A 25,492-nucleotide genomic window follows, 5' to 3' on the forward strand; every position below is an offset into this window, starting at 1 on the left:
CTTTTCTTCATTTGTCAACCCCTTTTCAGAAGTTTTTTGAAGATTTTTTTGAACTCTTTTCAGAGTCTTTAGTGCGTTATAAGCTTTTTTATTATACCACATTTTCCTTCATTTGTCAAGCCTTTTTCAGAACTTTTTTCGAAGTTTCTTTTCCCGAGTTTCGTTCGTTTCTGAACTTCTCTCTTGTGCGGTACTTTTTATTATATCACTTTTTCTCTTTTTTGTCAAGAGGTTTTCGTGATAAATTTTTGCTGTTTTTTTGAGTTTCGCTCTTCTGAACTACTCCCGCGCTCGTTCTCTTATCCCTAAGTTTCCTGCGCTCTTTCGCTTCTCTTAAGCTCTCTCGTTGACAGCTTAATTATTATAGCACCATTTTTCGCGTTTGTCAAGTAAAAGTAAACCAGCATTATCCTTATAATTGTATGCAAAATTACCATATGCATAAATCTAATGATTAAGTTAATACTAAGCTTATAATTTATCTATCGGAGGTTCATTATGAAGTCTGATTCAAAATATATTTGGAGATCGTTAGCCATTATTCTTTCTTTACTGTTACTTTCTGCACTTCTTGGAAAACTAGTTCCTCGTAAACAGGAAACTGTTTCTTCCATTGGCTCATACGGTAATGAAGTTCGTGCTATTCAGGAAAAACTAAAGGAACGCGGATTGTTTAACTCTAATGTCACAGGCTATTATGGCGAGATAACCAGAAACGCCGTTCTTGCATTTCAAAAACAGCAGGGCATATCTCAGACAGGAACAGCGGGACCCATTACTCTTAGAGCACTAGGGATATCCATAGGTGCTGTACCAGCTGCTACCGAGGCTAATATCAATTTACTGGCTAGAATAATCTCTGCTGAAGCACGCGGCGAACCTTATGCAGGACAGGTCGCAGTCGGTGCAGTTATACTAAATCGTATCGAACACCCATCTTTTCCCGATACTCTTTCTGGTGTAATATATCAGGACGGTGCTTTTACTGCCATAGTTGATGGTCAGTTCAACCAGCCTGTTTCAGCTTCAGCCTACAACGCTGCACGAGATGCCCTGAACGGCTGGGATCCTACAGGCGGATGCATATACTACTACAACCCAAATAAGACTTCTAACAAGTTTATATGGTCTAGGCAGGTTGTCACGGTTATTGGTGCCCACAGGTTTTGTATATGACCACATTATTCACCCTATGTATAAAACCAGCGATGCAATTTTTGCATAATCTCAAATATAAGTTTCGCCCCGAAGCTACCAAAAGTACTTTGGGGCATTTAATTTTCATATATAGATAAATCAGGATTTTTCACTCTATACTTATCCAGAACCTTTTTATTTTATAACCATCAACGTCAATGGTATTCTCATATATTCCACCATTTGCAAGAATAGTTTTTTCGCTGGCAGCATTTTCTTCGGCGCAGGTCACTAACATCTTTTCTATCCCAAGCTCTTTCGCCTTTACTATATTTAGCCGTAACATTTCCGTAGCATAGCCTTTTCTTCGTTCTGAAGGACGAACCGAATATCCGCAATGACCGCCCCAGGTTCCAAGAACAGGATGATCGATATGGTGACGTAGATCTATTACACCAACAATTCTGTTATCACTTTTTCTTATTGCCAAATACGTATGTGAAGGTACTGTTGCGCCTTCTTCTTTGCAGTGGTTTTCGTCCTTTCTCAAAGAACATATCCTTATCCACTCATCAGCAGAATCACTGGAATCCAGTGACATACACCCGGCAAACTTATCCTCATTATCAGCATCATTATCTATTATTTCTTGCCTGAATGTCCATAGATCCTCTGCGTATTCCAGACATGGTTCAACAAGTACGATTTCATCCATGATCGATTATCTCCTTGTACCACTTACTATTTTTTTTCGATTTTTGATTGTAACAATTATATCACGGATATTGCTGAAATGTCAATAAAAAAGCCATAGTATAGCTGACTGTACATCAGAAATACTATGGCATAAAACTGTTCTTAAAATACGCAGTTTGTTATTATACGTTGAACTTGAATAGAACGATATCGCCGTCCTGCATCACGTACTCCTTGCCCTCCTGTCTTGCAAGTCCTTTCTCGCGAACCGCTGACATTGAGCCATACTGCATAAGATCGTTGAAGCTTACAACCTCGGCACGTATAAAGCCGCGCTCGAAGTCGGAGTGTATCTTTCCGGCTGCCTGAGGTGCTTTTGTACCCTTGGTGATAGTCCAAGCTCTAACCTCGGGCTCGCCTGCTGTAAGGTAGGAGATAAGACCCAGAAGTGCATAACCTTCCTTTATGATACGGTCAAGACCCGAAGTTTCCAGTCCAAGATCGGATAGGAACATAGCCTTGTCCTCTGCGTCCATATCGGATATCTCAGCCTCGATCTGTGCGCATATGGGCAGCACGGCAGCCTTTTCAGCTGCGGCTATCTCGCAAACTTTCTTATAGTTTACGTTTGTTTCTATGTTGTTGCGGAAATCGTCCTCGCTGAGGTTTGCCGCATAGATAACAGGTTTCAGCGAAAGCAGAGGTGTTTCTTTCAGCAGTTCCAGCTCGTCCTCGGTCATATCAAAGCTTCTTGCAGAATGTCCCTCTTCAAGATGAGCTTTCAGCCTTTCAAGGAAATCCACCACAGCACCCAGACTCTTATCGCCCTTCATAGCTTTCTTGGTGCGGTCGATACGTCTGTCGATAAGCTCGATATCCGAGAATATCAGTTCAAGGTCGATGGTCTCGATATCCCTTGCGGGGTCGATAGAACCGTCAACGTGGATTATATTATCGTCCTCAAAGCACCTTACAACGTGAACTATCGCATCGACCTCACGGATATTTGCAAGGAACTTGTTGCCAAGACCTTCGCCCTTTGATGCACCCTTTACCAGACCTGCGATATCAACGAATTCCAGTGTTGCAGGTGTGAACTTCTCGGGGTGGTACATCTCTGCCAGCGCATCAAGGCGCTTATCGGGCACGGATACTATACCCACATTGGGTTCGATGGTGCAGAACGGATAGTTCGCAGATTCTGCTCCTGCGTTTGTAAGTGCGTTAAAAAGTGTTGATTTACCGACATTCGGCAATCCGACCATACCTAACTTCATATTTGATTTACTCTCCCTTTAATGATTTATCAGTCAGCGCAGAAGTTTCCGCAGTTTGTATCTTCTTCGTCTTCCGCGTCGTCTTTTTTGGTGAACAGCTTGCTTCCGTCAAGAAACTTGCCGCTGTCTTTGCAGTTGTTGCCGTTATTACAGCCTATCTTGATGCCCTTTTTTATAGGTGCAAAGGTGAATCCGATAATTACACCGAACAGGAAAAGTGCCAGACCTTTCCAGAAATAACCCACCGAAGGGGTCTTAACCTCGTTATCGATGATCTCTCTTACTGTCTCTGTGATCTTCTCTTTCATTTTTTTGTACCTCCTGTTAAATAAATTTATAGAACGGGTAATATATCCCGCTGTTTACAAATTTGGGTTTGTTCTGATTAATTATGCTTATGGTGCAAGCGGTGTAAGTCCATTCCAGATAAACATATAGAAGCTTACGTAGACAACCATAACCGTCGCTGCCGAAGAAATTATGATATGTCTGTGCTTTTCACCAAACTTTTTCTTACCGTGATTAAAATACAGTGCCAGTGGAATGATCGAAATGAGAAGTACGGCTACAAGCAGGATCAGATTTTCTACGTTGTTTAAATGAGCGATCTTCTCTCCTTTACACACCGCGGCTGTCGGTATACCTGCAGCCATCAACAAAAGAATAATAAAATAAACGATCAGACCCATAATATCAGCCCTCCATTCTTACAGATGACACACCCTTTTCCAGAGTGCCGTATACGGTCACGCTGTGTCCTGCGAACACTCCGCCGTCGTCATACCAGACGTAGAATGTGCCACCATTGTAATCACTAATGTCAATTAGTTCCATTGTTATGCGGGACAGGAATTCTTCCTCGGTTATCTCTGGTTCGTCCGCATCTCTCAGCCAGTCATTTGCCAGATAAGTCAGTTCATCAACTATGCTTTCTTTGAATTTTATGTCCCACTCTACGCAGTTTCTGCAAAGATCTTCGGCACATTTCAGCGAACTCGCTGCATTATCCTCTTCATTATCGATTTTTATTTTGACCTGAGTGCCAAGCCAGTTGAAACTGCCCTCATAGTAATCGTACTTCTTTTCATATACAAGCTGTCCAAAAAACTCGGAATCCATCACAACAGCACGATCCCATTCTGCATAGACCTCTGCAAGGAAAGGACTGAACTCGCCTTTCATGAGGATTTCGGAAACGGTTATCCCTGAATTCCATTTATTGTAGCTTTCACCCTCTTTGAGCTCATAGGCATATCCCTTAACGCGGTAAACAGTCCGCGGCTCAAAAAATTTTGTATAAGCACTTGACTTTACATTTTCATTGGTTTCTGTCCACCTGATAGAAGATGCTATACTGCTTTTTCTTCCTGTGTCCATATCTATATAACCAAGAATAGGTGAACTAGCATCCCACGTCTCAGCACCGCCTACATGAAGCGCCGATGAATGACCATCACCGATAGCAACGAGAAATTCATGCATCTCTCTGTCTGCTAAATTAGCAAGTTTTTCCTGTATGCCGATTTTAATGGGGTATGTCATGATGTATCTCCTTTTATGGTCTGTTATTCTACCGATTTAAGAGAACCTATCATATCAACTTTCAGAAGTGTAAAATGCAGTACCGCATTCACAGCAAGAGTGAATCCCGCAGTGATAAGTGCGCCGTACAGCATGGCAGAAACCGAAAGTCTGTGGTCGAACATCAGTATATCGACCTCTGCTGTGACGGTGACGAAATAGTGAAGTATACGCCCGACAGGAAGTCCTGCAAGTATACCAACCGCTGATGATATAAGGTTCTCGCGGAGGATATAATCATCTGTCTCGCGGTCGAAAAATCCCAGCACTTTTACTGTGGCTATCTCACGATTCCGCTCGGTTATATTTATGCTTGCAAGGTCGTAAAGTACCACAGCCGCCAGAAGTCCTGCGCTGAATATCAACACTGCCACAACAGTATTCAGGCTGTCCATGGAATTTAGAAAACCTCTGGACTGATCGTCCTTATAAGTCAGACCATAGAAGCTGCTGCTTTTCAGAAACTGATCTCTGAATGCATCGGTGTCAGCACCTTTTGCAAGTTCAATAAAGCTGATATTGTAAACAGGCGCTCTACCGAAACTTTTTTCGTAGTCATGAGGAGTTACAAAAACATAGTGAAAAGCGTAGTTTTTGCAGATATCTGCTACCGTAAACTCGGCTTTCTGACCGTCAGTCTCGGTGATGGTGAGCACACTTCCCTTTCTAAGGTGCAGATTATCGGCAAGCTTTTGCGTGATAATAACACTGCCGTCCTGCGGAACAAGCTTTTCTCCGCTATCAGTGTTTCTCAGAAGAACGAATTCTTCAAGCCTGTCAGTTTCACTGGGGACACAGATATTCACCATGCACTTCTGGCCGTCAACCGAAAGATCGACCTCATTGATCAGCGCCTGCATATGATCCGCAAGACCCTCGGCCGAATTAATCTCCTGCTCAAGTTCATCATAGCTGAATCTGTTATTAAGAACGGCTATGCCATCGTATACAAAGACCTCACCGAACTGTCGGTCAACTACGGAACTTATGGAATTTTTAAGTCCGAAACCAGTGATTATAAGGGCTGTACAGCCTGTTACACCCGCAAGGGTCATGAAGAAACGGCGCTTTGAGCGAAGCATATTTCTTGTGGTGACTTTACCCATGAAACTGAGTTTATCCCACAAAGCGGGACAGTTTTCAAGCAATACTCTTTTGCCTGCTTTAGGGGGCTTTGGACGCATAAGACTTCCGGGAACATCTTTAAGATCCCTCATGCAGGTGTAGACTGTTACACCGCATATACAAATCACGGAAACAACAGTACAACCGACTAAATAGCCCCATCTCAGGGGTGTGGATATATCGGGAATATTGTACAACAATTTATACCCGTGGTATATCATTCGCGGAAATATTTTCAACCCCACCGCAGAACCCAATGTTCCACCCAGTATAGCCGCGGCTCCCGAATATATAAGATATTTGGAAAGAATTCTCCACCGTGAATATCCCAGCGCTTTGTATACGCCTATAAGACCGCGCTGTTCCTCGGTGAGCCTTGACATTGTGGCAAGACATACCAGACCAGCCACCAGCATGAAAAACACCGGAAAGACCTTAGCTATGGAATCGACTTTCTTGCTGTCGCCTTCAAAGGAGGAATAGTCCGTGCTGGCTTCAAATCTATCGTAGCTGTACACCGTTGGTTCGGGAGTATCATCAAGCTCTTTCTGCGCCGCCTCTATCTCACTGCGGGCATCATCAAGCTGTGCCTGATACTTGGCATGAGCTGAACCGTCTTCGTCATATGCCAGCTCTTTAGCTATGCCTAGGGCTTTTTCAGCCTGTAGCATCGCAGATTTTTCAAGATATGCGCGTTTGCCGTTTTCGACCTCGCGCTCATAAATATACCTCGCCTCTTTAGCCTTTTCCTCCCATTCGGGCATATGCACCTGAAGCTCGTCTATGTCCATATCAAGAACACCGTTAAGTGTATCAGCGGTGTTTGTGGCAGAGGCTATCCTGTCCTGAGCCTGTGTATAAAGGTCATTGAACCTCTCGTTAACGCTCTTCTCAAAAGCCGCCCTTGCCGCCGCACCTTTTTCCTTAACACTCTCGCGGTATTCCTCTGAGAAAGGGTCAGTCTCGTCAAGACCTTCGAGGTCAACGAACATTTCGGTATAATAATTGGTATAAAATTCCTCTTCGCGGAGAAACACATTGCTGACGATAGTTCCGTCTCCCTCTGTGGTACGGTCGCGCTCGTAGCCTATATATGATGGTGATGTCACAATGCCCACTATCTCAAAGGTGTCGCTTTGAAGAGTATCTGTAAGCTTTTTGGTGTCATCTGGATCGGTAAAAGTCAGCTTCTCCCCTATTTTGAAAGTATCAGGTGAGGATATCTTAACTTCCACAGCACACTCGCCGTCCTTATCGGGCAGTCTGCCTTCGAGGACATGAAGCTTGTTCATAAGATTGGGACTTGAATCGTCAAGACTGCTGTTGAATGATATACACTTCAAAACGATATTCTTGTTATCGTGCAGATAGAAAACGTCCTTGGAATAAGCGGCGTGCGCCCCGCGGACATTGTCAGCCATCTTGACAGCTTCAACATCGGAAGATCTGACACCTATGGTGGATACGAATTTCATATCCATAAGGCGATACTCATCAAAATATGCCGATGCAGAATCCACCATATCGGGCATGGTCGCCTTTACCCCGGAGAAAAACCCGCACCCAAGGGCGGCTATCAGCAAAACTGACAGAAACCGCCCTTTTGAGCGCAGAATCTCACGAATAGTATCTTTAAAAAGTGCCGTCATCATGATCGGTCTTACCTTTCAGATGAATTATCAGCGGTCAACAAAGCCGACCTTGCGGTAAACCTTTGAAACTACTCTTCTAGATATCAGCTGAGCTTTCTGTGCGCCGTCGGTGTAGCACTCTTTTAGATATGCCTTATCATTCATAAGGTCGTTGAACTTATTGCGTACAGGTGCCAGATGATCTGCAACAGCTTCACCTACTGCAAGTTTGAAATCGCCGTAGCCCTTGCCTGCGAATTCCTTCTCAACTTCTTCCAGAGTCTTGCCTGTAACTACGCTGTAGATAGTCATGAGGTTGTTGATACCGTCCTTGCCCTCGGCGAATCTAACCTCGGTATCGGAATCGGTAACGGCTCTCTTGAACTTTCTGATGATGGTGTCCTTATCATCAAGAATGAAGATGCAGGCATTGGGATTCTCGTCGGATTTTGACATCTTCTTGGTAGGATCCTGCAGGCTCATTACCTTTGCGCCCATCTTGGGGATAAAGGGCTCGGGCAGGTTGAAGAATTCGCCGTATCGCTGATTGAATCTCTGGGCGATATTTCTTGCCAGCTCAAGGTGCTGTTTCTGGTCAGCGCCAATGGGCACGAGATCCGCATTATAAGCAAGGATATCAGCAGCCATCAGCACAGGATAGGTGAACAGACCTGCGTTGATGTTATCAGCATGCTTTGCAGATTTATCCTTGAACTGTGTCATTCTGGAAAGCTCGCCGAACTGTGTGGAACAGCCCAGCACCCAGCTGAGTTCGGGATGATTGCAGTTATGGCTCTGGAAGAAAAGAACGCTCTTTTCGGGATCCATACCGCAAGCGATAAGCAATGCATAAGCCTGCAGAGAATTCTTTCTCAGCGCAGAAGGCTCCTGCGTTACTGTTATAGAATGGAGATCAGCTACTGCGTAGATACAGTTGAACTCCTCCTGGAGAGGTCCCCAGTTTTTAACTGCGCCAAGATAGTTGCCCAGTGTAAACGTACCTGTAGGCTGTATCATGCTCAGTATCAGTTTTTTGTCCTTTGAAAAATTAAGTTCACTCATAATTTTTTACTCCTTATATCAAACCTCGAAGCCGCAAAGCTCTGGGTCAATAGTCATTTGAATAGGGTCTATATCCTCGAAAATCTGTCATGGCTACAGCAGAAGATATTTACCACTCATAGATCACTGCTGATATCACTTTGCAGAGAACCAATTCTTTTCCGATTTTTCGTCCTTTCCATCGGAATTATCCGATGTGGTCACAGCGTCTTCCGATTCTCCTGGCAGGAACAGCGAGTTATAGTACTCCAGATCCTCGTCATCAGCCGGTATGAGAGTGAGATATACAGGATCACGATCATCACGGTAGATCATGATCTCACCGTCAAAATCTTCATCAAGCAGACAATTGTCATTTGCCACCCTTATCTCACCCAGTTTTTTCTCGGGTTCATCGAAACCGAGAGCTGTGTTGTTTTCATCTATCCTTGTATAACTGTCATCGGTGAAATACCATACACTGGGCTCGCAGTTGAATTCACTATAAGCCAGCGCATCTGCCAGCATCCTGTAGTCATCGAGAGGTGCGTCACTGTCGTCGGTATAGATATCCACCCAGCCAAGGGCACCCGACAACTTGAACTGCTCATAAGTCGTATCGGCGGGAAGAGTCCTTTCGTTCATCTCGTATTCTGAATTCAAACTTAACCTTACCGTCGGCTTATCACCGTCAAAGACTTTCTTCGCCAAAGCGTTCAGATCCCACTGAGCCTGCAACTCAAACTTTTTCGGAACAAAGTCATCAAGATATTCCGAACCGTCACTGCTGTACACAATTATAGGAACACCCGGAAGCTCTTTGCAGGTGACGATGATATTCACATAGCTGTCAGTCTTGCCGAAAATACCGGATGAACCCTCCTTGGTATTGTCACTGTCATAAGTGAACTGAACGCCGTATTTATTATTCATGTGTCTGATAGCTTCATTGATATGAACCTTGCTGTTGTAATTATTCTTGCTCCCGCAGGAACAGCATACAGCCACTGTCACAGCAGCCGCAGAGACCAACATACCGCATTTAATCATCCTGAATATATTCATTTTCATTCTCCCTATCAAATTCTGCATCTTTCGGTATATCCTCATCATCAAGACTGATATCAGCCTTGACCTGTGCAAGGATATCCTCCGCCGTCCGCGAGTGATGTTCTTCGGCGATGATATCATCTGCCGCTTTCATCAAAGCTGCCTTCTTTTCAGCTTCAGGGGCGGCTTCATCCTCTTCGGCAACGTCAGTATCACCCATGTCCTTTGTCTGAAAATAATACACAATGCCTGCCAGAAGAAAAACAAGCGGAGCAGTAAAGCTTATGGACCTGCCCGCACCGCGCCAGAACAGCGTCCCTGCAAGCATCATTATCAGCACTATGGTGATATCCAGCGTTACAATGCAGAAAAAAGTTCTGAGTGCGCTTACAGCAGGTTGTTTGTCACGAAGTTCGCCTTTGTCAAATAGGTCGATATCAGCGGCTTTTATCATCAGCACGCCGCACATCAAACCTGTGATGATCGCCAGCGCCAGATTAGCAATAACGGCGCTGTGCCTAACGGTACCACGGTCGAACATCAGCAGAAAAACATCTCCGCCTGCGCAGAATATCAGCCCCGCACTGTTCAGCAAAGTAAGACCCAGCTGAACAGGGGTCAGCGATAGCTTAGGATCATTCACCGAACATTTCCTTTGAAAGCTTGCCAAGCATCTCGCAGCCTGCCACAAGCTGTTCATCGGTAGGTGTCGAGAAATTAAGTCTGAATGAAGTAGTATGGTCACTCTCGGAGATCATGAAAGCATTACCGGGAACAACGGCTACCTTGAACTCCTTGACCGCTCTTGTGCAGAAAGCTGTCATATCGCAGTCATCGGGCAGTGTGCACCATACGAAAAGTCCGCCCTCGGGTCTGGTGAAGCTGATCTTGGAAGAGAAATTCTTCTCGATCTGCTCGATCATCAGCTGGCACTTGTGGCGGTAGATAGCTCTCAGCTTTTCAAGATGCGTGTTCATATCGCACTGTGTCATGAACTTATATGCAAGTACCTGCGCCCAGATATTGGTGTGAACGTCGTCAACCTGCTTGCAGATGACCATCTTGTTCACGATCTCCTTGGGTGCGCTGATATAGCCGACTCTGATTCCGGGTGCAAGCACCTTAGAGAATGTTCTGGAGTAAGCTACGATTCCGTCCTTGTCCATGCTCTTGATGGAAGGAACGTTCTCACCTGTGAATCTCAGGTCACCGTAGGGGTTGTCCTCCAATATGATAGCGCCGTACTTCTTAGCCAACTCGTAAGCGCCCTTTCTCTTTTCGAGAGAAGTTGTAAGACCTGTGGGGTTCTGGAAATTGCATATCAGGTATATCAGCTTTACCTTGCCGGTCTTGAGAACTTCTTCAAGCTCATCAAGATCAATGCCATCCTCTTTCAGTGTGATACCTCTGAGGTCAACGTTATAGGACTTGAAAGCATTCAGAGAACCGATGAAGCTTGGAGCTTCACAGCAAAGGATATCGCCCGGGTCGCAGAGTACCTTAGCCATCATAGCATTAGCCTGCTGTGCACCGCTGACGATAATCAGTTCATCTCTATCGGGAACAAACTCGCCCTTTTTCTCCAGTTCCTTCTTCAGCAGGTCACGCAGAGGTGTATAGCCCTCGGAAATGCTGTACTGCAGTGCAAGTATGGGGTCTTCTTCAAATATCTCTTTGGAGATGCGCGTAATCTCATCTACAGGAAAAGCTTCTGGAGCAGGGTTGCCTGCTGCAAGAGAGATAACGCCGGGTTCGGAAGTGAACTTCAAAATCTCTCTTATAGCGGAAGCCTTGATGTGTGATACTTTTTCTGAAAATCTGTAATCCATGATAGTAAACCTCTTTCGTAAAAAAATAATTATACTAGTATATTATAGCACACTTCTCCGATACTTTCAAGCTTTGCAGGACCAAAATATACAAGTTTTTAATTAAATATAGTATATATAGTCTTGTTTGATTATAAGTTTATAACAATTAAACAAAGTTTATAAATAAAACACAAAAATATTCAATAAACAATACCCAATGCCTATTGCATTTATTAATATGTTGTGCTATAATAATTTATAGTAAAAGAGTTGGTAAAGAATCCTATAAATTAATTTAATTTATAGATGTTCTAACAAATTGGGGCTGCCGTTTCCTCCTTGCGGCTGATAGTTAAACTACCTGATTCATTCAAATTACCACGAAACTTCGGCGCGGTTGAGTTTATCTTGACAGCGCCGTTGTTTTGTGCGTTAGGTTAAACATATCAAGAGTCATAAGCATAAAAGCCGTCCTCACAGCACAGAGGACGGCTTGATATTACTGTACAGTTTTTGTTACAGTTACCTGTGAACCAGTTCCAAGCAGATCATCGATAACGGCCTGACCAACTTTTACAGGCAGATGAACTTCGGCAGCCTTGATAGCAGCTGTACATTCCGCGATCATGTCCTTTGGAACAGGCTGAGCAGTCTTAACGGGAACAGGTCTGCCCTCAGCTGAAATTACGGTAGTGGTTATTGTTCGGGTTGGGTTTGAGATCTCACTTTCGGCGTAGATCTCACCGCGCTTGCAGGTGTTGCCACTCACCGAGATAACCTTTCTGTCCTCGACCTCAACTGTCAGTTCACAGCCCATAGGGCAGTTGATACATATAAGATTTCTTGTCATGGCTCACACCTCCTCAATTTCAGCTGTAAGATCGCAGGTCACACCGTCAAGCTTTTCATTTTTTATGATGATATCCAACATCTCACTTGGAACCAGGATACGACTTTTACGTCGTAAAAGCTCTTCATCGCCCGCTTTAATAAGGATCGAGCAATCCTTGAAAACACCCGTGACCCTGAACCTGATGTGAACATCACCAAGAAGATCAGAAGTATGTATCTCGGCAGGCACCGTATACCTCACGCCGTTTTTGGGCACGACTTTTATCGCAGCGGTGCTGTCGGGGGTACAGCCGCGCTTCACGAAAGAAGCAGCACTTTCACCCGCCCTTGCGGCTTCTTCGGACACAAAATCCACGAGGTCGTGTACATGAAGAACATTTCCGCAGGCGAAAACACCATCGATATCTGTTTCAAGACCCTCATCAACGATAGGCCCGTTGGTTCGCGGGTCGATAGCTACTCCGCAATTTTTTGAAAGCTCATTTTCCGGGATTAGTCCACAGCTGAGAAGCAGGGTATCACAGGGATAGAACTGCTCTGTGCCTGCAATAGGCGTGTTTGTGCTATCAACCTCGGCTATGACAACACCTTCAAGCTTTTCCTTGCCCTTGATATCAACAACGGTATGACTGAGAAGAAGCGGTATGCCGAAGTCATCAAGGCACTGTACAATATTTCGTTTAAGACCGCTAGAATATGGCATAAGCTCTGCAACAGCTGCAACATGTGCTCCCTCTAGAGTCATTCTTCTCGCCATGATAAGACCGATATCACCCGAACCGAGGATAACTACTTCCTTTCCCGGAACATAGCCCTCACAGTTGACCAGTTTTTGCGCTGTACCTGCGGTATACACGCCCTGTGGTCTGTATCCGGGAATATTCAGTGCGCCGCGTGGTCTTTCGCGGCAACCCATAGCCAGAATGACCGCTTTAGCACGTATTTCCTCGACACCGCGATTTCGGCTGAGGATAGTCACGACTCTGTCCTTTGAGATATCGAGAACCATAGTCTCAGTCTCGTACGGAATATTCATATTCCGTACTTTCTCAGCGTATCTATCGGCATATTCCGGACCAGTGAGTTCTTCCTTAAAAGTGTGCAAACCGAATCCGTTATGTATGCACTGGTTGAGGATACCGCCTAGTTCGCAGTCACGCTCGAATATAACGATATTCTCTATTCCATGTTCTCTTGCCGACACAGCCGCTGCCATTCCCGCAGGACCGCCGCCGACTATTACGATATCGAACTCACGCATCTTCGCTCACCTCCTGCCTGCCGTTCTTTTTTATATCTCCGATACCGCAGCCCAGTTTTTCGGACAGCAGCAGAATAGTCTTAGGAGAACAGAAACCAGCCTGGCAGCGACCCATTCCTGCCCTTGTACGGCGTTTTACACCATCGAGTGTTGTTGCCCCGAGAGGTCTGTTTATCGCATCAAGTATCTCGCCTTCTGTGATAGTCTCGCAGCGGCAGACAATATTGCCGTATGCAGGATTCTCCTTGATAAGTGCATTCTGTTCATCTCTGCTTAGTTCGGCAAAATGAACCAAACCATCACGTGTGTCTTTGTAATTATCTTTGAGTTTAAGGTCTATATTATTGGACAGTAATTCTCTCAGCATTTCAGCTATAGCAGGTGCAGAGGTCAGACCCGGTGATTCGATCCCAGCCGCATTAAAGAAATTAGGTGCTGCTTCTTCAATGATAAAATCGTGTTTATTGCCCACCGCACGAAGTCCCGTGAAACTTGTTATAACTTTATTGAAAGGAAGTCCCTCAACCGACAGCGCGCCCTTTGCTCTGACCTCGGCAATACCCGATGCTGTAGTAGATGTGTTCTCTTTATCATCGATATTTTCAGCCGTAGGTCCCACAAGCAGATTGCCGTGAACAGTCGGCGTTACAAGTATACCCTTACCCATTTTTGTGGGCAGCTGGAAGATAGTATGGCTGACAATACCGCCTGCATCCTTGTCCATCAGCATATATTCGCCTTTTCTTGGTGTTATTGTGAATCGTTTTTCGGCTACCATTTCGCTGATCTCATCAGCATATACACCTGCACAGTTGATTACTGCACGGGCCTCAAACTCACCTTTATCGGTAATTACCTTATAGCCATCCGAGGACTTATTGATTTCTGTGACCTTGGTAGAAAGCTTGAATTCAGCACCGTTTTCAAGAGCATTTTCAGCAAATGCCAATGTCATCTCAAAAGGACAGACAATGCCCGAAGTCGGAGCGAACAGAGCATATTTTACTTCACCCGAAAGTTTAGGTTCACGCTTGCGAGATTCTTCGACAGTGATGATTTCCAAACCCTCAACACCGTTTTTCTTTCCTTTTTCAAGAAGCTTTTCAAGGTCGGGAAGCTGCATTTCATCGAAACAAAGCACCATCGCGCCATTCTGCTTAAAAGCAAAATCCAGTTTTTTGTAAAGTTCACGGATCATAGCGTTTCCACGAACGTTCAGCTTAGCTTTCAGCGTTCCGGGTTCAGCGTCAAAACCTGCGTGAACTATAGCGCTGTTCGCCTTGCTGGTGCCCTCGCAGACATCGCTCTCTTTTTCAATAACGCATATCCCTAGTTCGTACTTAGCCAGTTCAGCAGCAGTAGCGCAACCCGTAACGCCGCCGCCGATGATGATAACATCATACATCATATCACCTGCTTTATATAATTTTGTTAAATAATAGACAATTTATCATTTAGTCTTCATATAAATTGTAGCATATCTGCATGATTATGTCAAGTTTTATTAACAAGTAAATCCATGTGAATGCACATACATTTATATATGCACATTCATTCAAATAATTTGAGAGTAGTTCTCAAATGTAAAATTTATGTTAAGTGCGCTGAAATGCCGTTGACAGCGACCTTTTAATATGGTATAATACAAAATTGAAATTTACTCTCGATTTTGAAAAGGAGGTATCACCGTGGCAAAGTACAATACCGTCCAGCGTGGCGAACTGCTTGAATTTATGGGCAGGCACAAATCATCCGCTTTCACTGTGAAAGAGATAGCTGACATGATGAAGACTGACAGTGAAATTCCCAAGCCCCCCGGGGAAAGCACGGTGTACCGCCTTATCAAGGAACTTGTAGATAGCGGCGAGGTCAAGCGTACAGTCCGCGGCAACAGCAGGACTTTTGTTTATCAGCTGACCGACGGCGAGAACTGTCACCATCATCTGCATATGAAATGTATCTCCTGCGGAAAGCTTTACCATATGGACGATGAAGCAAGCCGTGCCCTTGTTGAGAGGATATTACAGGAGGACAGCTTCGAGATTGACAGCAGTGCGGTTATCCCCGGTAAATGCGGCGGGTGCAGAGGCAGCAAGTAAAAATTCAACTCTTTGGTATCGATGTTATGCTGTACATTATTACGGACAGTATAATATCAGATGGAGGATATAATATGATAAAAAAGATAATGAATGTTCTGGTATGTGCTTCAACGCTCGGGCTTACAGCCTGTGGTGGTCTGGCTTCCGCACAGGTTGGAAGATCAGCCAAAGGCGATAAATTAAGCGTTGTATGCACAACTTTTTCATGCTATGACTGGACAAAAGAGATAATGGGCAATCATGCCAATGATGCGGATCTCATCTATCTTCTGGAGAACGGCACTGATCTGCACAGCTTTCAGCCATCTGCAGCTGATATAGCTGAGATATCAGGCTGTGATGTTTTCATATATGTGGGCGGTGAATCAGAAGAATGGGCTGAGGATGCGCTCAATAATGCCACCAACAAGGATATGAAAGTCATCAAACTGATGGACGTTGAAGGCATTAACACTAAGGAAGAAGAGATAAAAGAAGGTATGCAGGGCGAAGAAGAAGAGGAAGAAGAACACTCCGAAGCGCCAGAATTTGATGAGCATATCTGGCTTTCACCTAAAAATGCAAAAGTGCTTTGTGAAAACATTGCAAATGCACTCAGTGAGGCTGACCCTGATAACGCAGAGGATTACAAAGCTAATCTCAACGGCTACGAAGAAAAGCTTAGTGATCTTGACAGCAAGTTCGAGGACGTCGTTGCAAACGCTAAGGTCAAGACCCTTGTATTCGGCGACAGGTTCCCTTTCAGATATCTCTGTGACGACTACGGTCTGGACTACTATGCAGCTTTTGTAGGCTGTTCGGCTGAAACCGAAGCTTCCTTTGAAACAGTGGCTTTCCTCGCAAAGAAGACTGATGAACTTGGTGTCAACACCATTTTTACCATAGAAAATTCAGACGGCAGGATAGCACAGGCTATAATCAACAGTACCAAGGGTAAAGATCAGAAGACTGCCGTTCTTGATTCGATACAGTCGGTAAGCAAGGAAAAGATCGAAAACAGCACAACATATATCTCACTGATGGAACAGAATGTCGAGACGCTGAAAACCGCGATCGACTGACATACAATATTATAATAGTAAAGATAACACCCTTGTCCGTTATGCGGGCAAGGGTAGTATGATGATGGAGAGGTAAAATGGGAAAGCAGATAGAATGTAAAAACTGCACACTGGGTTATGAGGGCATACCCGTAACGGAGGACATTAATTTCACCGTTAACAGCGGTGATTACCTTTGTATACTTGGCGAAAACGGCTCGGGCAAAAGTACGCTGATAAAGTCGCTGCTTGGTCTGAGACCTGTCATGAAAGGCACTATTGACTGGTGCGAAGCAACGCACGGAGAGATAGGCTATCTTCCTCAGCAAACGCTGGTTCAAAGGGACTTCCCTGCTTCGGTAAGAGAGATCGTTATATCAGGGTGCATGGCTAAGGGTAAATTCCACCCATTTGTAAACAAGAATGACAAGGATAGAGCCGCGAAAGCCATGGAACAGATGGGCATCACAGATCTTGAAAAACATTGCTACCGCGATCTTTCAGGCGGTCAGCAGCAGAGAGTACTGCTGGCAAGAGCACTGTGTGCAGCGGGAAAGATACTTCTTCTCGATGAACCAGTCACCGGTCTTGACCCTAAGGCGCAGAACGATCTGTACGAAATGATAGCAAAGCTCAACGCTGATGGTATGACAATAATAATGGTATCTCACGATATCCATGCTGCAGTGAAGTATGCAAGCCATGTTCTGCATATCAGCAGTAAAAGACAGCTGTTTTTCGGAACTAAGGAAGATTATGTAAACAGCAAGCTCGGACAGAGCTTTATCAATTCGGAGGAGGCAGAGCACGATGAATGAAATTATCCAAACTCTGCAATATTATATGGGATTCCCGTTCGTAAGGAACGCCATTATAGTCGGACTGCTTATCGCACTGTGTTCATCACTGCTTGGAGTAACGCTGGTGCTGAAAAGATTCTCGTTCATCGGTGATGGTCTTTCTCATGTGGCTTTCGGTGCAATGTCCGTTTCAACGGTGATATCTGTAGTACTAAAGCAGGCATCACGCGGAGAGAGTGCTTTTGCCAAATTCCTTGAAGACACAAACGGCATGGTGATAATACTCCCTGTTACGCTTCTGGCAGCGATCCTGCTGCTAAGAACAGGTCAGAATACCAAGATAAAAGGCGATGCTGCCATAGCCATGATATCTGTGGGTTCGCTGGCACTGGGATACATGCTTGTAAATATGTACTCGGCTTCAGCTAACGTTTCGGGAGACGTATGCTCGACCCTGTTTGGCTCAACTTCGATACTAACCCTTAAAGATGGTGAAGTCAAGCTGTGCGCTGTGCTGGCAGCTGTGGTGATAACGGTATTCATAATATTCTACAACCGCATATTCTCGGTAACTTTTGATGAAAATTTCGCCAAGGCAAGCGGTGTAAAATCCGATGGATATAATCTGCTTATCGCTGTGATAACCGCAATGATAATCGTGCTTGCCATGAACCTGGTTGGCTCGCTGCTGATATCCGCACTGATAATATTCCCCGCACTTTCGGCAATGAGACTTTTCAAAAGCTTCAAGAGCGTGGTAATATGCTCAGCTGTGATATCGGTGTTATGTGCCGGCATAGGCATGATAGCTTCGATACTGTACTCTACACCTGTGGGTTCGACTATAGTAACCGCTGACATCGCAGTATTCCTGATATTCAGCATTATAGCCGCTGTTACAAAGAGAAATTGATAACGGAGAAATGACAATGAAAAGAATAGCTGTACTGATACTCGCGGCGCTGATGCTGGCAAGCTGCGGAGATACTTCAAAAGTAGATAAATTAATAGAAGAACAAGAAACAACAGGCAGCGGTGAAGTGACCCTATCCCCTGCTGATGAAGCTGTTGTAGCCGAAGCTGAAAAGGCTGTAAACGCAGAGCAGGATAAACTCACTGAAACAGTAACAACAACTCAGCCGCTTATGATAGAAACGCCTGATGAAAGCGAACTGAAAAACGGCGATATCGACATCGACCTTACTGGGCTGAACGCAAATATGATTTATGCGGAGGTATTTCAGATAACAGGTGATCCCGAGAAATATCAAGGAAAAAAGATACGTGCAAACGGAACTTTTGCCTATATGATGGACGATGGGACCGAGTATTTTGCAGTATTCATCGCCGATGCAGCTGCCTGCTGTCAGCAGGGGCTTGAATTCCGCACAGCAGCTGATCTTACCTACCCTGACGATTATCCGGAAATAGGAACTCCAATCGTAGTCACAGGTACTTTCAACTCTTACAAAGAAGGCGTTTTTACCTACTGCGAACTTATAGACGCGGTTGTTGAGATACAGGATACTAACGAATAAAAAAACAGCAAACAGATACGTCAACTGACTTTTCTGTTTGCTGTTCTTTTTTGGGCATAAAAAAGCCCCCAGTATTCCGGGGACTAATTAAACAAATTTAACCTTTCCCCTTGACCTTCGCCGCAAGTATATTAATATCGGATAATGTAATGAAACCGTCACCGTCGAAGTCAGCAGCCGAAATATTGTTAAGTTTCCTGACGCCTTTAAAGTGAGCAACTGCAAGAGTAATATCAGTAACATTGACCTTACCGTCACCGTTCACATCTCCGGGCAGGAATTCAACCACATCGCGAACATATCGCTCAGTCTCTTCAACGAGTACGGGAGAAGCGTATGCAGATACGACCGCCATACTCATACACATAATCGCTGCTGTAAAGGCTGTAAACTTCTTCACAATCACCTTATTCATACTGCATACCTCCATTCATCAGACATTCATGTCATTAATTCATTTAACAAAAGAAAGCTTATAAAAAACCGCACCGCGATCTTTCCGCGATACGCTGACCTTCCTTACTAATGCCATGATAACATAACTTAGACCAAAAGTCAACAGCATTGTTCATTCTTTGTATCAATTAACATAAATATGCAATAATTAACCAATTGATATTGTCCATTTCGCAAAAACCGATCATCCATAAATTAGTATTATAAATTTATATATTTGTTCATTCTTCTCAAACTAACCACGTTTAAAAACATAGTGAACAGTGTAAAATGAATATACAGAGGCATTCCAAAAAAAGCCATAACTAAAGTCTGTTTATTCATACTAAAGTACTATATTTCAATAAGATATGCCCTGCAAGGTGCTCCGTCACTTTCTCCAAGGTTTAAAGGTGCGGCACTAAGGAAATATGCGCCCTCAGCAATTCCATCAAGGCGGATACCTTCAAGCAGAACAACGCCTGCCCCCAAAAGAATGAGATGAACTTCCTTCGGTGCATCCTCCGGTCCAACGGTCTGGCTTTCGTTCCCGATAAGTTTAAGACCTGCATCAGCGAATACCTTTGCAGCTTCGGCTGTGACGGTGCACTTTCCGCCTATCAACAATCTTTCACAGGTATCAGAGCATTTATCCAACATCACTTTTGCATCGTTGGCGGTGACATAGCCATCATGACGGAAGACATAACATTTTCCGACAAATCTATCCAAAGGGATTCTGTCTATAGTGTTACCGTCATCAAGAAAATGATAAGGCGCGTCAACGTGCGTGCCATTATGAGCACACAGCGAAAGCTCAGTCAGGTTGCAGACATCACCGCTTTTTATACTCATTGCAGTCTTTCTGACAGGTGGCTGATCTCCCGGGAAAACAGAACAGCTGAAAAGCTCCTGCGAGATGTCGATAATTCTTTTTTCCATATGCGACCTCCTATTGATAAGTTATGAACAAAATTCAACCGAATTTGGATTTTTTCCAGATCGAGACATAACTTTTTACAAACGAAAGCAAAATATCGTTTTCGCATAAAACTGCTTTATGCAAATGATATAAGTATAATTATTTCTGCGTCAAGTTATGATACGTTTTTATACAGATGAAATAGTATGTTCATATTTTGGAATCATAATATGTAAGCAAACACCAATTCCAGTATTTTCCATCTAATTTTACAGTAATCGGTTAAAATCAGGCATTTATATAAATATGCTTGTGCAAAACTCACATACCTTAAAATCAAACTGCAAAAAGAGTAAAATATTGTCTGAATTGTAGAAATATCTTGTTAATAAATGTGATATGTGACAATTCGCAACACTAAATTTCCATTTATATCCATAACTTTTTAAGCGAAAAGGTTAAAGTAAAAGAAATCAAAAGTCAGATTTGTGCAAAATGTATATGTTTAATATATTCTGATATTATATAAAAATTATTTTTAAACTGGTCAAAATAAAAAGTTCATATTTTGCAGACAACTTCAGATCACTTTTGTCATGAGGTTATGGTAATTATAAACGATTAACTATTAAATGTCAAGTACAAAGTTTTACCAAATAATATCGCAAAGTTCAAAAAAAAATCTTGACGAGTCGGGTATTAACTGCTATAATTTATAAGTAGAGTTATCTTATAAAATCTGAGATTGTCCTGAGGGAAATCACGACTATCCGCTCCGTACAAATTTTATTCATATTGCGATATGTTAAGCTATCACACTAAACATCGCAGTTATATTTTGTCCATATGAATTTGGACATTAAATTGACGAGATCGGAGTACATTTTCAGGACACATCAGGATTTCCCACTATGTTCGAATACGTTTACTGAAAAGTTACTATGAATGTCTTTCAGTATCTTAAAATACTTTTTTTCCGGATCGGGATGTTATTGAAGGATAACCCGGTCACGATTATTTATTTTTTTACTAAAAATTTTACCATATGCTTGACAAGCATCCGAATATAACAGTTTCAGCGGCTGTACGGAGGCTTGAGGAAGGAGATGCGCTTGATGGCTAATGAAAATTTTACAATACTTGACGATGAACTAATCTCTTACAGCGGTAACGATAAGATCGTTACTGTTCCTGACGGAGTGAAAAGCATTAAGGAAGGAGCTTTCCTTGGATGCGTTCATATAGAGGAAGTTAAACTTCCCGAAGGTCTGACTATAATTAAGCATAAAGCATTCTGGGGTTGTGCACGCCTTAAAAGGATCAAACTTCCGAACACGCTCCGCACCATTGAATTCGGTGCTTTCAGAGAATGCGAATCTCTCGGTGAGATCGTTATTCCGGACGGCGTAACTGTGATGGGTGATTCAGTGTTCCGAAGCTGTGATTCTCTCGCAAAGGTCTATCTGCCTGATTCTCTACCTGAGATCAGGACATGCACTTTCTCGGATTGCTTTCTTCTGAGCGATGTTCGTCTTCCCGAGACCCTTGAAAGGATCAGCGTGAGCTGTTTTGAGGGTTGCGCGTGCCTGAAATCCATCACTATACCCGAAAGTGTTAAGATCCTTGGAAAGAGTGCATTTTCCGGATGTGTATCCCTGGCAGATGTAAAGCTCCCATCGGGACTGAAAGTTATTGAAAAACAGTGTTTTGAGGACTGCCGTAAACTTATGAAGCTGAAAGTTCCCGATACTGTGGAAGAGATCGGCGCAAACGCTTTCAACAAAAGCGGACTTATGACCTACTGTTTTTCTGACTACCTTATTATGGGACATATCCTTGTGCGCTACATGGGCAAGGATGAAACAACTGCCGTTCCAAATGGTGTTCGCTGTATAAGTGACCATGCTTTTGCAAATAATGAAGAATTAAAGAACATAACTCTTCCCGAAACTGTTACAGAGATTCGCGATAACGCTTTTGAAAGCTGTCCTTTGCTGAAGAGCGTTACTCTGCCTTATAGTCTGAAAACGATAGGCGACAACGTATTCTCGGAATGCCCTTCTCTTATCCACATTGAATTTCCTCCTAACATTGAGCGTATCGGCAAAAAGGTATTTTCCGGCACAGGCTTTGAAAAGCATAACGACAAGGAAATGAACATCCTTTCAGGCAAGTATCTGATAAGCTTCAGCGGTTCGGCTGATGAGCTTTCTGTACCCGCAGGTGTCAAAGTCATTGCTGACGAAGCTTTTGTTGAATGCGGCGGAGTAAACTCTGTAACACTGCCGTACGGACTTAAAACAATAGGTGACGGTGCTTTTCACTGGAGAAGCGAACTTAAAAAGATAAGCATACCTTCCACAGTAAACTACATCGGCGAAAACGCCTTCGTAAGCTGTCATGAACCCGAGATAAGCATTATAAGCCCGAATGGTCATCTGGGCGAAAATGCTTTCCCCGACGGTGCAAGACTCAAGATCGTAGATGGAAGCCGAGTGCTCAACGTAAAGCTTACCTGGGCTGTTAAAGCCGGCGATTGCCCGGAAAGACGGCTTTGGAATTTCGTCTGCGGCAAGTCGTCAACGACCTTTGCTATGCTTGATAAGCGTGAGTATAAGATCCCTTGTGCGATCTGCTTCTATGATACGGCAGACTACTGCTGTGACTATGTCAAGAGAAACATCGTTGAAGCTGTTTGCTTCGCTGCTTCATATTATGATGACTCCTTGCTTGAACGTGTTCTTTCTTTTGGGCTGCTGGATAATCTTCAGCTTCAGGACTGCATAAACTATGCGATCGAGCACAAACTCACAATGCAGCAAATGGAGCTTATGCGTTACCGTTACGAATTTCTTGAAGGCAACGGTAGTAAATGATATACCGACTTTTATGAGTAGTGTAGATTTGTTAAGAGTTGAAACACCAGGCTGCTAACGCCGGAATGACCGTTTTATTTTACTAAAAGAGGGTGAGTGTCATGGCAGGATTTTCGGAGCTTATCAAAAATTTCGAGAAAGCCCGTGATTATCTCAGGGATTTCTACATCTGCGGTTACAAAGTGCGTGGCGATTTCAACAAAAAAAGCAGCCGTACCTACGACGACGAAAAACGACGTGCGGAAAGCTGGCTGGGTGAGTATCTGAGGTATGATGATCTGTCGAGAGGACGACAGGTGTCAATTTCGCTGGATTCATCGCGTATATCGGAGAACCCTCTATATCAAGCGTTTTACACCCGAAGCTTCACGGATAATGATATAAGATTGCACTTTCTTCTGCTTGATATACTTATCGACGGAGAATCGTACACCATAAATGAGCTGTGCACGATGATAGAGGAAATGTCAGGGTATTTACCCGAAGAACAGACCCTCAGACTGAAACTAAAAGAATACACCGAAGAGGGTATCGTGATATCCGAAAAACATGGAAAGAAGCTCTATTATAGGCTGTGCAGTGATACTGCCGCAGATTGGCTGGACAGCGATGGCATTCGTGACGCAGTGAGATTTTTCTCACAAACTCAGGAATTCGGACTTATAGGCAACACTATCCTGAAATCCGCCGAGCTGAAAAATGAACTTTTCTACATGAAGCATTACTACATCGTTCACACACTTGAAGACGAAGTCATTCTTTCCATAGTTGAGGCGATGGATAATCATCAGCTGCTGGAGATCGAAATTTTTTCACGAAACGGAAACGGCGGAGTTAAGACAGTTCTCCCAATGCAGATACTATCCTCTCTGCAAACGGGCAGGCGCTTTCTTGCGGTATACATACCGTCAGAAGACAGGTTCACATCATTCAGACTGGACCTAATGCCGATGCCCAAAACAGCGGGCAGATTTGATAAATATGATGATATCAGAGCGCGTTATGAAAAGCTGGTAACGCGCTGTTTTGGTGTTTCAATGGATAACGCAAAAGCCGCTGAGCCCCTGAGGATAACATTTGCTGTCGACGAAAGCACCGAGTACTTCATTATTGACCGTCTTGAACGTGAAAAGCGCTGTGGAGTACTAAAAAAAACGGGCGACGGCGAATTCACACTGACGCTGAACTTGTGCGACCCAAACGAAGCTATGAAATGGGTAAAAACTTTTATCGGTCGGATAATCAAAATCGAGGGCGGTACGGAATTTCTGCGCAAACGTTTCGCTGATGATATCGACCGAATGTATGCCATTTACGGAGGTGAGGACGATCAAGATCTTCAGTGAGCTTTATGGCGCGTATTTCCGCATAGTTTCCAAATTACTGAGCGAGCACGCCATCACCGACAGTGAGGTATATTCAATCATCGCCGAGGATGGCTTTCGGGACACAGGGCTGTTCCTTACGAAAAAGCTTATGCCGCAGAATGACGGTTCTGATTGGGGTCTTTTCAAGCGTGACAAGGTGGGAGTTCTCCACCCTGTAACTGTCAGTGAACCGCCACATATCCTGACAACGCTCCAAAAACGCTGGCTTCGCTCAAAGCTTGACGACCCGCGGCTGTGTCTGTTTCTTGATGACCGTGAGCTCAAAAGTCTCTGCGAAAAAGTGGCTGATGTACCGCCATTATATCCCCATGATGTATTCCGATATGTAGATAAATACAGCGACGGAGACCCATTCACCAAGACCGATTACCGTAAAAATTTTAGAGCTGTACTATCTGCTCTCAAACAGAAACAGCTGATTGAGATAAGCTATGTCAGCAGGACAGGCAAATCAATTGTAGGTAAATTTTTACCATACAAACTGGAGTACTCCCACCGTGACGATAAGTTCCGTGTTTTCTGCACATCAGCACTGAAAGGTTCTGTGGTAATAAATCTGGCAAGGATAGAGACCGTATCTCCTGCAAAAAGTTCGGGTGTGATACCACCGCCTGATGAAAACTCTCTGCGCTGTGATGAACCAATTGAGTTAACAGTCAGCAAGGAACGTCGCGCTGATGAGCGTTTTCTGATGGAGTTTGCGCCATACGAAAAGCGCACCGAGCGCATAGAGGGTTCGGATAAGGTCAGCGTGAAACTTTGGTACGACAAAAGCGACGAGACCGACCTGCTGGTGCGTCTGCTTGGCTTCGGTCCTGTTCTGGAGATCAAGGGTCCTCAAGAGATACGCCAAAAAGCTGCGGAAAGGGTCAGGAAACAGTGGAAGATTCTTCATTCGGATAGAAAATAAAGTGCGTTCACCATATAGC

24 protein-coding genes are annotated in these 25,492 nt (G+C 44.0%); 9 read left to right on the top strand and 15 right to left on the bottom strand.

Translation table 11 applies throughout. The features are described 5' to 3' along the window. Positions 1–498: 498 nt before the first annotated feature. The gene (gene sleB, locus BMY75_RS13480) at positions 499–1,176 is read left to right on the top strand and encodes a spore cortex-lytic enzyme (RefSeq protein ID WP_074834693.1); all 678 of its coding nucleotides are present in this window, start codon (positions 499–501) and stop codon (positions 1,174–1,176) included. A gap of 130 nt (positions 1,177–1,306) precedes the next feature. Here the strand turns inward: sleB and BMY75_RS13485 are convergent, their stop codons facing one another. The 13 genes from BMY75_RS13485 to BMY75_RS13545 all read right to left on the bottom strand — a co-directional run bounded on the left by BMY75_RS13485 (position 1,307) and on the right by BMY75_RS13545 (position 14,867). Continuing rightward, positions 1,307–1,852 carry a GNAT family N-acetyltransferase gene (locus tag BMY75_RS13485; RefSeq protein WP_074834695.1) on the bottom strand — a complete coding sequence of 182 codons (546 nt, stop codon included), beginning with the start codon at positions 1,850–1,852 and terminating at the stop codon, positions 1,307–1,309. A gap of 163 nt (positions 1,853–2,015) precedes the next feature. Further along, complete coding sequence (gene ychF, locus BMY75_RS13490; protein WP_074834697.1) at positions 2,016–3,110, bottom strand: redox-regulated ATPase YchF; 1,095 nt, start codon at positions 3,108–3,110, stop codon at positions 2,016–2,018. Between the two features lie 29 nt (positions 3,111–3,139). Continuing rightward, a complete protein-coding gene (locus BMY75_RS13495) occupies positions 3,140–3,418 on the bottom strand; it encodes a hypothetical protein (protein ID WP_074834699.1) in 279 nt (92 codons plus the stop codon). Positions 3,419–3,505: 87 nt separating this feature from the next. Then, complete coding sequence (locus BMY75_RS13500) at positions 3,506–3,799, bottom strand: hypothetical protein (RefSeq protein ID WP_074834701.1); 294 nt, start codon at positions 3,797–3,799, stop codon at positions 3,506–3,508. A 4-nt stretch (positions 3,800–3,803) separates the two neighbouring features. After that, entirely contained in the window at positions 3,804–4,652 is an 849-nt protein-coding gene (locus tag BMY75_RS13505; protein WP_074834703.1) for a DUF2262 domain-containing protein, read from the bottom strand. Positions 4,653–4,675: 23 nt separating this feature from the next. Next, positions 4,676–7,468: an ABC transporter permease gene (locus BMY75_RS13510; RefSeq protein WP_242940241.1), complete on the bottom strand. Its 2,793-nt coding sequence runs from the start codon at positions 7,466–7,468 to the stop codon at positions 4,676–4,678. 27 nt (positions 7,469–7,495) lie between these two features. Continuing rightward, positions 7,496–8,509, bottom strand: a complete 1,014-nt coding sequence (trpS, locus tag BMY75_RS13515) for a tryptophan--tRNA ligase (protein ID WP_074834705.1) — start codon at positions 8,507–8,509, stop codon at positions 7,496–7,498. A 135-nt stretch (positions 8,510–8,644) separates the two neighbouring features. Next, on the bottom strand, positions 8,645–9,553 hold the full coding sequence (locus BMY75_RS13520) for a hypothetical protein (RefSeq protein WP_074834707.1): 909 nt from the start codon (positions 9,551–9,553) through the stop codon (positions 8,645–8,647). Further along, a complete protein-coding gene (locus tag BMY75_RS13525) occupies positions 9,531–10,181 on the bottom strand; it encodes a hypothetical protein (protein ID WP_074834709.1) in 651 nt (216 codons plus the stop codon). The genes BMY75_RS13520 and BMY75_RS13525 overlap by 23 nt, the downstream gene beginning before the upstream one ends. Beyond that, entirely contained in the window at positions 10,174–11,367 is a 1,194-nt protein-coding gene (locus BMY75_RS13530; protein ID WP_074834712.1) for an aminotransferase-like domain-containing protein, read from the bottom strand. The genes BMY75_RS13525 and BMY75_RS13530 overlap by 8 nt, the downstream gene beginning before the upstream one ends. A gap of 481 nt (positions 11,368–11,848) precedes the next feature. Then, on the bottom strand, positions 11,849–12,199 hold the full coding sequence (locus tag BMY75_RS13535) for a DUF1667 domain-containing protein (RefSeq protein WP_074834714.1): 351 nt from the start codon (positions 12,197–12,199) through the stop codon (positions 11,849–11,851). A gap of 3 nt (positions 12,200–12,202) precedes the next feature. Beyond that, the gene (locus tag BMY75_RS13540) at positions 12,203–13,462 is read right to left on the bottom strand and encodes an NAD(P)/FAD-dependent oxidoreductase (protein WP_074834716.1); all 1,260 of its coding nucleotides are present in this window, start codon (positions 13,460–13,462) and stop codon (positions 12,203–12,205) included. Further along, positions 13,455–14,867, bottom strand: a complete 1,413-nt coding sequence (locus tag BMY75_RS13545; protein WP_074834718.1) for an NAD(P)/FAD-dependent oxidoreductase — start codon at positions 14,865–14,867, stop codon at positions 13,455–13,457. The genes BMY75_RS13540 and BMY75_RS13545 overlap by 8 nt, the downstream gene beginning before the upstream one ends. 283 nt (positions 14,868–15,150) lie before the next feature. Here BMY75_RS13545 and BMY75_RS13550 point away from each other — a divergent pair, with 283 nt between their 5' ends. The 5 genes from BMY75_RS13550 (at position 15,151) to BMY75_RS13570 (ending at position 18,942) form a co-directional block, all read left to right on the top strand. Then, a complete protein-coding gene (locus BMY75_RS13550) occupies positions 15,151–15,561 on the top strand; it encodes a Fur family transcriptional regulator (protein ID WP_074834719.1) in 411 nt (136 codons plus the stop codon). A 74-nt stretch (positions 15,562–15,635) separates the two neighbouring features. Next, on the top strand, positions 15,636–16,625 hold the full coding sequence (locus BMY75_RS13555; RefSeq protein WP_074834721.1) for a metal ABC transporter substrate-binding protein: 990 nt from the start codon (positions 15,636–15,638) through the stop codon (positions 16,623–16,625). 77 nt (positions 16,626–16,702) lie between these two features. Then, complete coding sequence (locus tag BMY75_RS13560) at positions 16,703–17,422, top strand: metal ABC transporter ATP-binding protein (RefSeq protein ID WP_074834723.1); 720 nt, start codon at positions 16,703–16,705, stop codon at positions 17,420–17,422. Next, complete coding sequence (locus BMY75_RS13565) at positions 17,415–18,317, top strand: metal ABC transporter permease (RefSeq protein WP_170844304.1); 903 nt, start codon at positions 17,415–17,417, stop codon at positions 18,315–18,317. Before BMY75_RS13560 ends, BMY75_RS13565 begins: the two co-directional genes overlap by 8 nt. Before the next feature lie 16 nt (positions 18,318–18,333). Continuing rightward, positions 18,334–18,942: a hypothetical protein gene (locus BMY75_RS13570; protein ID WP_074834725.1), complete on the top strand. Its 609-nt coding sequence runs from the start codon at positions 18,334–18,336 to the stop codon at positions 18,940–18,942. Between the two features lie 97 nt (positions 18,943–19,039). Here the strand turns inward: BMY75_RS13570 and BMY75_RS13575 are convergent, their stop codons facing one another. Together BMY75_RS13575 and BMY75_RS13580 are read right to left on the bottom strand one after the other, a co-directional pair. Next, entirely contained in the window at positions 19,040–19,357 is a 318-nt protein-coding gene (locus BMY75_RS13575; protein WP_074834727.1) for a dockerin type I repeat-containing protein, read from the bottom strand. Positions 19,358–19,731: 374 nt separating this feature from the next. Beyond that, positions 19,732–20,319: a cyclase family protein gene (locus BMY75_RS13580; RefSeq protein ID WP_074834729.1), complete on the bottom strand. Its 588-nt coding sequence runs from the start codon at positions 20,317–20,319 to the stop codon at positions 19,732–19,734. A 1,095-nt stretch (positions 20,320–21,414) separates the two neighbouring features. Between BMY75_RS13580 and BMY75_RS13585 the strand changes: the two genes are divergently transcribed. The 3 genes from BMY75_RS13585 to BMY75_RS13595 all read left to right on the top strand — a co-directional run bounded on the left by BMY75_RS13585 (position 21,415) and on the right by BMY75_RS13595 (position 25,473). Further along, a complete protein-coding gene (locus tag BMY75_RS13585) occupies positions 21,415–23,175 on the top strand; it encodes a leucine-rich repeat domain-containing protein (protein ID WP_074834731.1) in 1,761 nt (586 codons plus the stop codon). A 101-nt stretch (positions 23,176–23,276) separates the two neighbouring features. Beyond that, positions 23,277–24,521: a WYL domain-containing protein gene (locus tag BMY75_RS13590; protein WP_074834733.1), complete on the top strand. Its 1,245-nt coding sequence runs from the start codon at positions 23,277–23,279 to the stop codon at positions 24,519–24,521. After that, positions 24,463–25,473 carry a WYL domain-containing protein gene (locus BMY75_RS13595; protein WP_081350556.1) on the top strand — a complete coding sequence of 337 codons (1,011 nt, stop codon included), beginning with the start codon at positions 24,463–24,465 and terminating at the stop codon, positions 25,471–25,473. Before BMY75_RS13590 ends, BMY75_RS13595 begins: the two co-directional genes overlap by 59 nt. Positions 25,474–25,492 lie beyond the last annotated feature (19 nt).

Origin of the sequence: Hominimerdicola alba, from assembly GCF_900109655.1 — a bacterium.
Taxonomy (GTDB): Bacteria; Bacillota; Clostridia; order Oscillospirales; family Ruminococcaceae; genus Hominimerdicola; species Hominimerdicola alba_B.

Bases quoted from the DNA above. Each gene is read 5' to 3' on its own strand.
- BMY75_RS13540 (WP_074834716.1), bottom strand. From the start codon at position 13,462: ATGCGTGAGTTCGATATCGTAATAGTCGGCGGCGGTCCTGCGGGAATG.
- BMY75_RS13575 (WP_074834727.1), bottom strand. From the start codon at position 19,357: ATGAATAAGGTGATTGTGAAGAAGTTTACAGCCTTTACAGCAGCGATT.
- BMY75_RS13595 (WP_081350556.1), top strand. From the start codon at position 24,463: ATGATATCGACCGAATGTATGCCATTTACGGAGGTGAGGACGATCAAG.
- BMY75_RS13520 (WP_074834707.1), bottom strand. From the start codon at position 9,553: ATGAATATATTCAGGATGATTAAATGCGGTATGTTGGTCTCTGCGGCT.
- BMY75_RS13495 (WP_074834699.1), bottom strand. From the start codon at position 3,418: ATGAAAGAGAAGATCACAGAGACAGTAAGAGAGATCATCGATAACGAG.
- BMY75_RS13535 (WP_074834714.1), bottom strand. From the start codon at position 12,199: ATGACAAGAAATCTTATATGTATCAACTGCCCTATGGGCTGTGAACTG.
- sleB (WP_074834693.1), top strand. From the start codon at position 499: ATGAAGTCTGATTCAAAATATATTTGGAGATCGTTAGCCATTATTCTT.
- BMY75_RS13545 (WP_074834718.1), bottom strand. From the start codon at position 14,867: ATGTATGATGTTATCATCATCGGCGGCGGCGTTACGGGTTGCGCTACT.
- BMY75_RS13590 (WP_074834733.1), top strand. From the start codon at position 23,277: ATGGCAGGATTTTCGGAGCTTATCAAAAATTTCGAGAAAGCCCGTGAT.
- BMY75_RS13570 (WP_074834725.1), top strand. From the start codon at position 18,334: ATGAAAAGAATAGCTGTACTGATACTCGCGGCGCTGATGCTGGCAAGC.
- ychF (WP_074834697.1), bottom strand. From the start codon at position 3,110: ATGAAGTTAGGTATGGTCGGATTGCCGAATGTCGGTAAATCAACACTT.
- BMY75_RS13560 (WP_074834723.1), top strand. From the start codon at position 16,703: ATGGGAAAGCAGATAGAATGTAAAAACTGCACACTGGGTTATGAGGGC.
- BMY75_RS13585 (WP_074834731.1), top strand. From the start codon at position 21,415: ATGGCTAATGAAAATTTTACAATACTTGACGATGAACTAATCTCTTAC.
- BMY75_RS13510 (WP_242940241.1), bottom strand. From the start codon at position 7,468: ATGATGACGGCACTTTTTAAAGATACTATTCGTGAGATTCTGCGCTCA.
- BMY75_RS13500 (WP_074834701.1), bottom strand. From the start codon at position 3,799: ATGGGTCTGATCGTTTATTTTATTATTCTTTTGTTGATGGCTGCAGGT.
- trpS (WP_074834705.1), bottom strand. From the start codon at position 8,509: ATGAGTGAACTTAATTTTTCAAAGGACAAAAAACTGATACTGAGCATG.
- BMY75_RS13580 (WP_074834729.1), bottom strand. From the start codon at position 20,319: ATGGAAAAAAGAATTATCGACATCTCGCAGGAGCTTTTCAGCTGTTCT.
- BMY75_RS13555 (WP_074834721.1), top strand. From the start codon at position 15,636: ATGATAAAAAAGATAATGAATGTTCTGGTATGTGCTTCAACGCTCGGG.
- BMY75_RS13485 (WP_074834695.1), bottom strand. From the start codon at position 1,852: ATGGATGAAATCGTACTTGTTGAACCATGTCTGGAATACGCAGAGGAT.
- BMY75_RS13530 (WP_074834712.1), bottom strand. From the start codon at position 11,367: ATGGATTACAGATTTTCAGAAAAAGTATCACACATCAAGGCTTCCGCT.
- BMY75_RS13505 (WP_074834703.1), bottom strand. From the start codon at position 4,652: ATGACATACCCCATTAAAATCGGCATACAGGAAAAACTTGCTAATTTA.
- BMY75_RS13565 (WP_170844304.1), top strand. From the start codon at position 17,415: ATGAATGAAATTATCCAAACTCTGCAATATTATATGGGATTCCCGTTC.